Raw genomic sequence first — 11,772 nt, 5'->3', positions numbered from 1 at the left:
CTAGAGCAGCCATGATTAGATGAATCTTGTCTTCCGCCCCATTGACCTTGAAACCCACGCCGAACTGTGTGTCCACTTTCGGCGTGACGCGTTTGCCTGCAGTTTTGACGATGGTGCCAAACGGTTTGCCCTAGAGAGCGGAGAACATGGCCAAGACTATCTAAAGTGGCTTAAAACAAGGATCACCGCCTGTCCAGAAAGCTGTGTCCATGTATTCGATGGGCAAGAAATTATTGGTCAAATCGAAACGGAGCTACGGGGGCAAGAAAAACTAGGATACGTCTATCTGTTTTATTTGATCCCCAGTCGACGGGGCCAGGGGATCAGCGATCAGCTCCATACCTATGTCATGCAGCTCTTCCAAGCAGTGGGGGTGATCCGGGCCCAGCTATCCGTCAGTCCAACCAATAAAACCGCCATCGCTTTTTATCAGCGCCACGGCTGGCAAGATCTAGGGAGCCGACCGGGACATACCGACATTAATCTGATGGAGTTGGCCATCGAAGCGGCTTAAGCGTTGGCTCGTAAACCCCCGATCCCTTTCTCCCCCCTGGGACAAGTGCTTGCGCACCTAAACTTTGCTCCCGTTGCCCACCCATCGTTAATCTGGTGAATCCCATGGTCATGAACCGCCTAGAGCATTGGCCCATCCTCCTGCTAGGCCTATGGTTGAGTGGTAGTCAGGTGAGCAATGCGCAGTCTGCTCCCCAGCCTCTATCCCAGCAACATGTAGATGCTGTTGTTGGCCACTTGACCCGCACCATGGACACCACCGCCCAAGCCGAGCGAAATCCTCGCTATGTGGGAGTGCAACTGACTACCTGCCCCATTCAAATCACCGGACCAGCGGCCTCAGAGGGCGTCTATCTTTACCAAGAACAGGCCCTATCGGAGAGTTTAAACAGCCCCTATCGGCAAAGATTTCTGCACATTGTCCTCAGTGCCGATGCTACTCGGATCGAGTCCCGCACCTTTAAGCCCCCCAGGCCCGAAGAATGGGCTGGCCTCTGTGAGCAATCTGGGCCTACACAATCTGAGCCCACACAATCTGAGCCCACACAATCTGAGCCCACATTTGTAGCCACAGTTGAGGCCATCGAACTGGGGAACTTAGTTTGCACCGTTAGCCTCCGACCTTCTGTCTTGGGCTATGTGGGCAGCACACCCGAGGAAGGCTGTCCGGTAGATCTACGGGGAGCCGTGCGGTTGACCAACACCATTGTTTTACATCAAGACGGTATGGATAGCTGGGATCGCGGGTTTGATGAAAATGGCATCCAGGTGTGGGGCGCTCGCGCCGAGCCCTATCAATATCGTTGGCTAGGGAATGAGCCATAGGGATAACAGGGCTGCCACGTCCCCCCCTGCTCATAGTTTTGGTCGTATTTTGGGCGATTGCCGATGGCCCAACGACCAGGCCCACGGATGTAAAGCAATTCTGAAGAATTCTCCCAGGCCGATCTGGACGATGGAACCTGCTTATAATTCATTTCAGTGGTTCATGTGCCTAGGACATTAGCATTGCTGATTTTAATCATCAGCGTTACTGACTCTTGGCTGACCATCTGGCTTGGCACATCCATCGTCGATTGTGTTAGCCTGCTGGATGTACTAACTTGTGGCCCTCTGTCTAATTTTTGGACTAGGGTTTCCAGGCCATCTAACCAGCTACAGGTGTATACAAGCCCATGGGCATACCTCATGAGCCTACCTACAGATACTTACGTTCCCCCAGGGGGACTGTTTTGGGTCTGAAGACTATCTGTAGATGATGTATCGGAAAGGCAATTTTTTGCATGATTAACCTGAAAAGTCGATTGATCTGGCTAACGGAAACAGTGGCAATTGGGACTGGACTGCTTGTTTTATTGGCCTGGGTCTTTGACTGGCTAATCTAAAGTATTTTTCAAATTGAATAGGGTATTAATCCTGGGGAATAGGTTCACTGGGGCTTGCTTTCATCGTGCTGAGGGTGCATCGACTCAGATTTCCGATGGCATGTATGCAAAAAATCGATGCTCCTGGTTGGGATAGGTGCGCTAGCCTGGCAGTGCGCCCATGGTGCACAAAATAGGGCAGCCATTCAGGACAGGCGAATCACTATGAATCTGGGGAAAGTCAAGTTATCTCAGTTGCGGACGTTGGTTGTGATTTCCACGACCCAAAACTTTAGTGAAGCGGCCCTGGAGCTAAATCTTAGTCAGTCCACCATTAGCCACAGCATTGCCGCCCTGGAATCTGAGTTGGGTGTGGTTCTCATCAGTCGAGGTCGCCATGGAGCTACTTTGACACCTGCAGGGGAAGCCATCTGTGCCAAGGCTCAGCAGATGCTACAGCAGTTGGATGATATTGGTCAGCTGGCATCTCAGGCGCGAGGAGTGGAAGGGGGACAGGTGCGGGTGGGGGCGTTTCGTAGCCTGGCCAGTAATGTATTGCCGGGTGCGATCGCAAAACTCCACACCCTCTATCCCAACATCCAGGTCACCATTACCGAAATGGATGAGCTGCGAGACTTTCAGCAGGCTCTAATGGAAGGCAAGATCGATATCTGTGCAACCGAACTAATGCCAGACGAAAGCTTTGACAGCCTGACCATTCTTCATGATCCCTGCATCGGACTATTGCCTCCAAACTGTCCAGTCCATACGTCTCACCTGACCTGGGAGCACCTATACGACTATCCCTTAATTGCCTCGGTCCACAGTAGCTGTACCCATCAGCTGATGCGGGCCCTACAACGGGCGGTGCCCCCCATTGACTTGGCCTATCGCATCCGCACTGATACAACCATTGTCGGCATGGTTAACCAAGGGTTAGGCATTGGTCTCATGCACCGTCTTTCGGCCCAGCCCATTCCAAAGGATGTCCGGATGGTGCAGCTGCCCTTTCAGATATTTCGTACCCTAGGAGTGTCATGGCCTAAGGACGCGTTGCTATCCCCAGCGGTCTATGCCTTTTTAGATGTCTTCAAAGCGCTCCAGGTAGAGGCCTATCCCACCGCTGGTTAGTTGTAACGCGGCTGCACTAGCCACATGATCAACCCCGTGATTAGTAGCGTCAATAGGCCTAAGGCATTAAGAATGGGATAAACAAACTCCAGGTTGACTGAGCCAAACTTACCGCGATGGAGTTCCAGCAGCCAGTAAAAGTCTTGGGCATGATTAGCCGCTACGGCAAACTGAAACGCAGTGCCTGTGGTGAGGGTAAGTAGCAGTGGCAGCACCATAAACGGCACTAAGAAGCGATGGAGCTGTTGAATTTTGTCAGTATTCATGGACGCGGTTGAGGATGGAGTTGCTTCCTTAATACCATTAACAGTCAGGGGAGAACGATAATCAAGCCCAATAGGGCTTCACCCAATCCAACCGTTGGTCCTATTGTCGCCATCATTGGTTCGCTGACCACAGATGCTGACTCCGCCAAGGTTGAAGCCTCAGTATTCAGATCTTGTGCTGCTAGGTCGGTATCATCTGCCGCAATATTATCGTCAGGGGCAGTGGTCTCTGGAGTCGGCTCCCCGTGAAGTTCTCCAGAGTGGGCAAACATTGGATAGGTCATTGCACGTAGGTTTCTTCCGTTCGGTAAGCATAATGCTTGGGCCGAATGACCTCTCGCAGATGGTCTAAAAGCTTTTTGGGGCGTGGTTCCATCACCATCCAAGCACAATACATGTGCCTGATGATACTCATAACGACATCCGTACACATCTGAAGATATGCGGAAAGTTTCTTCAGATCCCCCTTGAGCAGCTTACTATGCGGAAAGTTTCCTCAGATCCACCTGATTTGGGAAGATCTCAGGAAACTTTCCGCATATCCACCCAGATACAGGTAGATATGCGGAAAAAATCCGTCTAAAAAGAAGTTAGCTCTCTAAGTTATCGGTTGAGGCATAACCGATAACTCATCTTTCAGTATTCAGTTTCATCACACTGAACTATTTATGAGGAAGCTCTGTTGAGATCTGAGAGGAGTGAACGCATTTCTTCTTCTTCTCTCGTCATTCCAAAGCGATTGAAACCGTTTAGCGCTTCCGTTGCCCACTCTCTGGCTTTCCCTAGATTTCCACGTTTTTTTTCAAGATAGGCATATGACCTTTGGTAGCTGGTTACGAGTCGCTGATCTTTATTGCGATTTGCAATGTCTAAGCTAGGCTGTAAAAGTTTTTCAGCTTCTTCTAAGTCATCTTGCTTTATAGCAATTTCTGCTAATCGATTTTGTGCATAGTTAAATCTTCGTTGGTAGTCTGAGTCACGAGCTTGCTGTCGAACCTGTTGATACAGTTCTTTAGCTGCTTCGTAGTTTCCTTCCAAGTAATAAATCTCGGCTCGATAATAGGGTACAGTTGTGGAGTAACGTATGCGGTCTTTATCCTCGAAATTAGCTTGGTTTACAAGAGCCTCTTTCATATCTAGCCAATGATGTGCTTCTGTATAGCGACCTTGGCGGATACATAGTGCAGCAAGGCTTTTGGCTAAGTAATCTTGAATCCCAAGATCAGCATGATGACGAAGCTCCCATGCTTGAATCAGAATTTTATTTGCTTCCTCTAGGTTCTTCTCACGACCTGCAAGGGTAAGAGTCCAGCCCTGTCTAGACAAAGCATATACGAATGTTGCCCAATCTCCACGTCGTTCTGCGGCATGAGCTAACCAATCATGCCAGAGTACGCGATCATCCCAGCACACGTAGATGTTTGCATAGCGATTGACTCTTTGCCATAATTCTTTAATATCAGTGTAGCGGTTTTGAACGGCACACCAATCAAGTACGGCTTGAATATTTTGCCATTCAACTTCTAAATAATCATACTTGACTTGCCATTCTTCCCAAGCATCTCTTCCATATTCTTCAGCGTAGTTGATGTACCAACTCACCCAACGTTGCCGCATCTCTTTTTCTAATGCAGGATAGCTTGAGAGCTTGGCTAAAACGTAGTCTCTAGTAAGAGGAAGCATCCCATATCTACCTGCTTGATGTTGAACTAGAGAAAGTTGTTGAAGACGTTCTAATGCTTTGTTAAGCAACATCATGGGTTCGGTCTTTAGCCCAGCCACCTCAACCAAGGCGTCTCGGATCGGAGAAGTGTGAAAGATAGATAAAGCCATTAACAATTTCTGAGCAAGTTGACCATCAAGCTCCTCAAAAGACTTTTCAAAGCAGAACCGCGCCACCTCACCGGTTGCAGAAGATAAGTCTTCCAATACTGTTTCTAAAGAATCACTGCACGCCAACCTCCCAATCGCATACAAAATTACAGCAGGAATCCCCGATGTCAATGTATATAGTTGTTCTTGTTCTGCCTCAGTCAAAACAACTGATTTTTCAGTCAACTGCTGTTGAATTAGTTTCAAAGAGTCTATTTTTAGTAAGCAATCTAAACGAATTGGCGCGTGAATAACAGTTTGTTCGCGAGTAGTAATAACTGATTTCACTGTGCGAGGTAAATCGTATAAGAAACCTATAATACTATCTTTATTTTCTATTGTTTCCAAATTATCTACTATCAGTAAAACATGCTGTTTAGAGAGGCATCTTTGCACACGTTCTAACTGATCTTCTGGAGTTGCTTGAGTAATTGTCGGGTCATCTAAGGTAATTGAAATCGCTCTATAAATGTCTCTTAGTGTCCGTTCAGTACCAATTCTAGGCGTGATTCCAGTTGGCAATAGATAACTCTCTTTTGCTGAAGTAAAGATAACTGCTTTGAATATTGGAATGTTTAATATACTTTCATCATGACTGGCTTCGAGACAACGATATGCAGCTTCAATGACCAAAGCCGTCTTGCCAACACCACCAATGCCATCAATAGTGACTATATGTGCTGCGTGTGATTCTGATAGGATTTCCATTAAGCGCTTTAGTTCAGATTCACGACCAACAAACTCATTTGTTTGAGGTGGTAGATTTTGTCTTGGAAGGGAACGTAGTGTGGCACGGCTTGAGCTTTTCTTCAAAAGAATGGGAATATCTGATTCATCCATGCGGATTAGTTGACTACATGCTAATTTATATGCGAACTCTACAGGTTCTCCCGCCCCTAATGCATCGTAAAAAGCGACAGCAAAAGCAATGGAAGATCTATCACTAATTGCATTATTCATGCCAACTACATAGCTGATGTACTGACTGATAGCTTTAGCTTGCACTTCTGAATAGCAAGCATTCAGGACTACGCACTCTATGCCACGCTCCGAAAATACGTCAAATAATGCAGCCAACGATTCTGCGGTTTCTAACTGAATTTGTCCCGACTCATTCTCAAATGCCAACCCTTGATCCCCTGAGCCATGACCACAAAAGTGTAAGAATGTTGGGTTTACGTCCAACATTGCACGATATATATCTCGTGAGCGAACCTCCCATCGTTGCTGAATACTGAATTGATCCCGTTTTTTTGCCCGCCTCAGTCCCTCATCAATCTCTCTTACCTCCTCACCTAGTCGTAGAGGTGTGGTTCCCTTAGGATTTGCAGCTAAAATCAGAATTTTCTTGATGACAGTCATCGTAGTAATCCTAATGCCTATAGTTTTAGAGATGTAGCCAAAAATTTTACAATTGTATAAAACAGTACAAAGTATAAGAACAAAGCACCAATTAATATCCAGTAGCCCTATCGTAGCCATTTCTTCCATGTATTTCAGACTGGACAAGCAAATATTTTTTAGAAAAGACTACAATTCATTGCTAATTTTTTATCAACTGTTACTGGATGTGCAGCATGATCTTTCGTAAGCTCCTATAGAATCGGAGTAAAGCAGTAGATTAGCCGTAATCCTCTGTGGCGCAAGAGCTAACAACCCGGCTGGAGCGGACTGGTAAAAACTGGGGCGGGCTGCTAAGTCCTCGACAGCCGCTCAGCCGGAACGTTATGCGGCTTAAGCTCATTGGTGGGACGGTTCCTGCAAATAAACAACGAGTATTGCAGTTGATCAGAAAGTCATGTGTGAAGCCGAAATTGGAGCAGAAACCCCGTACTTTGTTATTCGGTAATCCACACTTTAATTGTTTAGCCCTGATGCAGCTAAAGCTTTCCCAACTGTGTTACCTTAAACGCAAACATTTGTTCTAACTACAATGCATGAATTCTCCAGACTCAACAACTATCAGCCTAAAGTGAATTTTGATCACATTGCAGAAAGTATGCAAGAAGGCATGGAGGAGAAGTTTGGCTATGCCAATGTGATGTTTAAGCGTCTTCTTGAGGAGATTCAAGAATTTGAGACTGGACTAAAACCAGATGAAGAAATAGGTGCTTACCTTGCTTCATTTGCGGGCGGTATTTGTTTGCATATCGAATCAATCAAGTATCGAGATCCTTATTACATTGTTTTGTCAGGAACTACTGAAAACGGTCAGAAAGCTCGGCTTGTACAGCACGTAATACAGACCAGTATTTTATTTGTGCCAGTCAAAGTTACACCAGAGGAAAACAGGGAACCAAGACGTTTTGGATTCCACATCTCAAGTAACGAAAGCTAGATCTTAAGCATAGGGGAGAAATTATGTCTGCTCAATTCTCGTGGACACCCGAAGGAAAACAGTTCTTAAATCGCCTTGAGGAGTTAAGTAATTCTCAGCAAGTTTCATTTTCTGAGTTATTCACTCAGGATTTTATGCAGAGCTATACGCAATTTCAAAGCCTTGAATTAATGCTGGAAGCAAGTGGTTTTTCTGTTGAGTCTGCTGAGGACTTTCTTGCCATTCCTGAAACTGAATGGGATCAGTTTGTTAGCCAGACAACTCAGTTCTCTAACTGGCAGGAAATGCAGAAAACCGCAGCAGCAGAACTTATTAAGAAGAAACTTGGACTTTCCTGAATGTCTAGCTGTCGTAACATCGCCGCATAACAAGTCGATGAAGCGGACAGTTGAGAGAACTTGTCGGAGTTGCTACAGTTGCCTGCCGCCGCTTATCTTGGTCGTTAGCTTGTTGAGTTGCTGGAGAGGGCAGTATCCGAGATCGATAATTTCACTGTAAGCACTCAGCAGATAATTGATGGGGCGATCCCAGAATTCGTCGATTTAATGAAGAAAATTATAGATTTGAGATCGCTCCTCTATGACTGATCCTGGCATTCCTTCACCTGAGCCGATTAAAGAGATCACAGAAAAGCTAACCAATTTCATTCAGTGGTTAGCAGAGCTGATACAGACTAAAAATTGGGTTGCTCTTCTTGTTGTGTCAGTGGTGATTGGCTGGGTTTTCTTTAGACCCGAATCTGGACTGGTTCTGGCGTTTCTCAAAGTCGAAGTACCGAGCTGGTATGCTCGCGTTTTCTGGCTTGTCGTGGCTGCAAGTGTCCTGACTGCCGTTGGGATCGCCATTAAAGCAGCCCCTCGTCCTTTAAAGCTGGGAGCAGAAGAACCGGGAACCCGCAAGGCAATTAAGGGGCTACGCTCTTTCAGTGTTGAGGATGCAGAGATATTTGCCAAACTTCAGCGGAATCAGAGTATTCAAGATTGTTTGGAGTCGATCGCCCGCCCAGAGTTTCGCTTTGGCATTTTGGTGGGGGAGTCAGGTAGTGGCAAGACTTCATTTTTGCAGGCAGGCATTGTTCCTTGCTTGAGTCAGCCAGATGCCCCCTTACGGGCAGTGTATGTCAAATTTAGCGATCGCCCGCCCATTCCGACAATCTGTGCAGCACTGATAGCTCAACTCGCTATCCCTGGCGAACGGGTGGAGCAGGTAGAGTTTTTGAGCTTGCTGGCAATCGCCGCAGAAGTCGCAGGCAAGCCCTTCGTCCTATTATTTGACCAGTTTGAGCAGTTTTTTGTTCATCATCCGAGGAAGGACGATAGAGCACCCTTTATCCAGGCATTGACCCAGTGGTATAACAGCCCTACTCCACTGCCTGTCAAGATTTTGGTGAGCATCCGAGCGGATTTGCAGTATGAACTAAACCAGTTACAGCAGGCATTGGGTTATCGCATCAGCCCCTATGAAATCTTTCAACTGGAAAAGTTTGAACCAGAAGAGGCAACCGCTGTGTTGCGAGTACTTGCAGACTCCGAACAACTAGGCTTCGACTCGCGCTTTGTTAAAGACGTAATCCAAACCGATCTGACTGGAGTAGACGGCAAAGTTTCTCCGGTAGATGTCCAGATTCTTGCTGAAATCGTTCGCAAGCAACGCAAAGCAGAGCAACGACAATTTACCCGCGAGGCATTTCAAAAGTTGGGCGGGATAGAGGGCTTACTCAATCGCTATCTGGAAAACGCTTTAGCCAGTCTAAAAATACAGGGACATACCAGCCTGTACCAAACAGTGCTACAGGTATTGCTGGCTCTCACTGATTACAATCGCAACCTCCGCGCCAACCTCCTCACCCTAGAAGAGTTGCAAAAAAAACTGGTTGGTATCGCTACCCCCCGTGAAGTCATTACGGCTGTGAACTGGTTAGCATCTAGTGATGTGCGGCTGATTACCCCTGTAGAACGCCAACAACAACTAGGGTACGAACTGGTACACGAACGCATTATCCCTGCACTGTTACGCCTGACTGGCAACGAACTGAGAGAAGTTGAGAAAGCCAAGCAACTGCTGGAACGCCGCACTCAAGAATGGATGGGTAATCAACGTCATTCCCGTTACTTGTTGAATTGGCATGAACTAAGACTGATCCGCACCTACAAGACGCAACTACAACTTGATAGGGATAGTAATCGTCGGGCGAAGGAACAGTTACTCCAAAAAAGCTGGAAACGAGTGCAAATTCTCCTCTGGTCGTTGGCTCTCGTCCTGCTTCTCGCATTAGCTGGCTGGCTTGCTTGGTTATCTCCACCCGTCCAATACCGCTACGCAACGTGGAGACTAACAGAAATCAGCCATAATGTTCGTCATTGGACTCGCCGTGATGCTGTTCTTGCCTTGGCTAAAAATACTAAATGGGATCAAGCACTAGCTATAGCTAACTCTATGGAGCAAGATCCATATAACACTGCTAAAGCTTTGAATGACCTAGCAAGTATAGCTATCATACTCAAGGATATTCCTCGCGCTGAAGCCTTTTTGAAACAAGCTCAGGCTAGTGCTAACACCATTCTAGACACCTCTTCCAAAGCCCAAGCATTGAGTGCAATGGCCGCCAACTATGGCATCTTAAGTGACCGTGAAACCGTAATTACTTTATTGGAAGAAGTACAAGTTTTAGTCAAAACACGTAACAATCAAGACTTTGACATACAGCAAGTTCTAAATGAGCTTGTTACCAGCTATGACAAATTGAATGATCTTGAAACTGCGAACGTTCTACTAGAAAAAGCTCTAGCAGTTGCTGAGACATTGGATGTTAGAAACTCCGACACTCTCGTTAGTCAGCAGAAAGCTTATGCTTTGACTGAAATTGCCCTTGGCTATTTAAATCGTAATGATCTCAAAACTGCTAGTGATCTATTGACGCAAGCACTTGAACTTACAACCAAAGTTCAAGCGACCCTTAATCAAGCCGACACCTTGCGTGAAATTGCGATCGCTTGTAGTCAGTTAAAAAACCTTCAAGTTGCTAACCCGATTCTGGAAAAGATACGAGTTATTGCTGAAACATTATCAAACGAAATCAAGTTCGATATTTTAGTTGAAATTGCTGACAGCTACAACAAATTGAATGACTCCAAGACTGCACTAATGATTCTAGGGCAAGCACATGCAGCGATTAACAACCCAACTGATACTCGCACTCGTAATCTTTCCGGCGTAGCTCTTGTTAGGTTAAACCCAAACTTAAATATAAGGATTGCTGACAGTTATAGAAAGTTGAATGATACCAAAGCCGCCGATATACTTTTACAGCAGGAGTTAGCATCTGTCAGAACTGAGCAAACCAATTATAGCAAATTAGAAGCTCTAATTGAGATCGCTACTAGTTATGGAAAATTTAGTGATCTTAGTATTGCCAGTATCGGCTTGAAAGAAGTGAAAACTATTGCTGAAACGATACAAGACGACTTTGAATCTTACACTTATTACTCAAAAGCTGATGTATTCAGTACGATTGCAAAAAGTCACATTCAACTCAGGAGCCTAGATGAGGCTAGAGAAGTGCTACAGCAAGCCATCGATCAAATTGAAGAGATTCAGAACGCTAATGTTAGATCAGAGAAATTAGTAGAAATTACCCAAATATGGTGCCTGCTTGCGGAGGAATATCTTCAGCAAAAGCAACCCCAACAGGCTAGAGACATCCTGTATCGCGCACTTGAGGAGACTGAAACAATTCAAGACTTCAACGGCGAAGCAGGTAATGAAAAAGCAACAGCATTGATGAAAATTGTATCAGTATGGGTCAGTTTAGGTAACTGGCAGCAGGTTAATCATATTGTTGAGCAATGTGCCAGCGATGATTGTCGGGTTTTCGTGCGGGCTGAGGCATTAACGACCGCAGCAGAGAAGCGTTATCCAGAGTTAGTCGAAGAGGAGGAGGGTGCGGAAAGATTCACATGGAGGTGAAAAAGTTAGGGGCGATCGTCCTATTCCAGTCCTAGATTGTTACCAGTGAGATGTGTAGGCTTATAGATGTTAAGCAGAGCAAACAGTCTTGAAGATGTATGGGGCGCTCGCTACAAGCTAACAATTCAAATGCAGCGGACGATTGAGAGGTACTGCTGCTGAGTTCTAGAGTAATTGCCGCCGCTGATTTGAGTCGTTAGGTTGCAGTTGCTGCTATGAATCCTGGAAGACAGCCAAATACGGTGCATAAGAAAATGCTCGATTGCGTTTTTGTCCAGTAATTTCTTGCAGAAGACCTAAATCGCTAAGATCCTTAATTAAA

Annotated in this window: 9 protein-coding genes; 6 read left to right on the top strand and 3 right to left on the bottom strand. The window is 46.0% G+C overall.

Translation table 11 applies throughout. From position 1 onward, the window contains the following. The first annotated feature begins 19 nt into the window (after nucleotides 1–19). The 3 genes from VB741_RS21780 to VB741_RS21770 all read left to right on the top strand — a co-directional run bounded on the left by VB741_RS21780 (nucleotide 20) and on the right by VB741_RS21770 (nucleotide 3,008). The gene (locus tag VB741_RS21780) at nucleotides 20–514 is read left to right on the top strand and encodes a GNAT family N-acetyltransferase (protein WP_323367318.1); all 495 of its coding nucleotides are present in this window, start codon (nucleotides 20–22) and stop codon (nucleotides 512–514) included. A gap of 104 nt (nucleotides 515–618) precedes the next feature. Continuing rightward, the gene (locus VB741_RS21775) at nucleotides 619–1,338 is read left to right on the top strand and encodes a chromophore lyase CpcT/CpeT (protein ID WP_323367317.1); all 720 of its coding nucleotides are present in this window, start codon (nucleotides 619–621) and stop codon (nucleotides 1,336–1,338) included. Nucleotides 1,339–2,102: 764 nt separating this feature from the next. Continuing rightward, nucleotides 2,103–3,008: a LysR family transcriptional regulator gene (locus VB741_RS21770; RefSeq protein ID WP_323367316.1), complete on the top strand. Its 906-nt coding sequence runs from the start codon at nucleotides 2,103–2,105 to the stop codon at nucleotides 3,006–3,008. On the opposite strand, the gene VB741_RS21765 is transcribed toward VB741_RS21770, so the two are convergent. The 3 genes from VB741_RS21765 to VB741_RS21755 form a co-directional block, all read right to left on the bottom strand. Then, a complete protein-coding gene (locus tag VB741_RS21765; protein WP_323367315.1) occupies nucleotides 3,005–3,274 on the bottom strand; it encodes a PepSY domain-containing protein in 270 nt (89 codons plus the stop codon). The genes VB741_RS21770 and VB741_RS21765 overlap by 4 nt on opposite strands. Before the next feature lie 44 nt (nucleotides 3,275–3,318). After that, a complete protein-coding gene (locus tag VB741_RS21760; RefSeq protein WP_323367314.1) occupies nucleotides 3,319–3,558 on the bottom strand; it encodes a hypothetical protein in 240 nt (79 codons plus the stop codon). A gap of 382 nt (nucleotides 3,559–3,940) precedes the next feature. Beyond that, a complete protein-coding gene (locus VB741_RS21755) occupies nucleotides 3,941–6,508 on the bottom strand; it encodes a tetratricopeptide repeat protein (protein WP_323367313.1) in 2,568 nt (855 codons plus the stop codon). Nucleotides 6,509–7,079: 571 nt separating this feature from the next. On the opposite strand from VB741_RS21755, the gene VB741_RS21750 reads away from it, so the two are divergent. From VB741_RS21750 to VB741_RS21740, 3 genes are all read left to right on the top strand, one after another. After that, the gene (locus tag VB741_RS21750; RefSeq protein ID WP_323367312.1) at nucleotides 7,080–7,484 is read left to right on the top strand and encodes a DUF6173 family protein; all 405 of its coding nucleotides are present in this window, start codon (nucleotides 7,080–7,082) and stop codon (nucleotides 7,482–7,484) included. A 23-nt stretch (nucleotides 7,485–7,507) separates the two neighbouring features. Beyond that, the gene (locus tag VB741_RS21745; protein ID WP_323367311.1) at nucleotides 7,508–7,822 is read left to right on the top strand and encodes a hypothetical protein; all 315 of its coding nucleotides are present in this window, start codon (nucleotides 7,508–7,510) and stop codon (nucleotides 7,820–7,822) included. Between the two features lie 241 nt (nucleotides 7,823–8,063). After that, nucleotides 8,064–11,450 (top strand): nSTAND1 domain-containing NTPase, encoded by a 3,387-nt coding sequence (locus tag VB741_RS21740; protein ID WP_323367310.1) that lies wholly within the window; start codon nucleotides 8,064–8,066, stop codon nucleotides 11,448–11,450. Nucleotides 11,451–11,772: the final 322 nt, after the last annotated feature.

The sequence above is a fragment of the Leptothoe sp. PORK10 BA2 genome (assembly GCF_034932105.1).
Classification (GTDB): Bacteria; Cyanobacteriota; Cyanobacteriia; order Phormidesmidales; family Phormidesmidaceae; genus Leptothoe.
Note: the sequence above shows the minus strand (reverse complement) of the source record. Positions and strands in the feature narration are given on the sequence as shown.

Bases quoted from the DNA above. Each gene is read 5' to 3' on its own strand.
- VB741_RS21780 (WP_323367318.1), top strand. From the start codon at position 20: ATGAATCTTGTCTTCCGCCCCATTGACCTTGAAACCCACGCCGAACTG.
- VB741_RS21775 (WP_323367317.1), top strand. From the start codon at position 619: ATGGTCATGAACCGCCTAGAGCATTGGCCCATCCTCCTGCTAGGCCTA.
- VB741_RS21770 (WP_323367316.1), top strand. From the start codon at position 2,103: ATGAATCTGGGGAAAGTCAAGTTATCTCAGTTGCGGACGTTGGTTGTG.
- VB741_RS21765 (WP_323367315.1), bottom strand. From the start codon at position 3,274: ATGAATACTGACAAAATTCAACAGCTCCATCGCTTCTTAGTGCCGTTT.
- VB741_RS21760 (WP_323367314.1), bottom strand. From the start codon at position 3,558: ATGACCTATCCAATGTTTGCCCACTCTGGAGAACTTCACGGGGAGCCG.
- VB741_RS21755 (WP_323367313.1), bottom strand. From the start codon at position 6,508: ATGACTGTCATCAAGAAAATTCTGATTTTAGCTGCAAATCCTAAGGGA.
- VB741_RS21750 (WP_323367312.1), top strand. From the start codon at position 7,080: ATGCATGAATTCTCCAGACTCAACAACTATCAGCCTAAAGTGAATTTT.
- VB741_RS21745 (WP_323367311.1), top strand. From the start codon at position 7,508: ATGTCTGCTCAATTCTCGTGGACACCCGAAGGAAAACAGTTCTTAAAT.
- VB741_RS21740 (WP_323367310.1), top strand. From the start codon at position 8,064: ATGACTGATCCTGGCATTCCTTCACCTGAGCCGATTAAAGAGATCACA.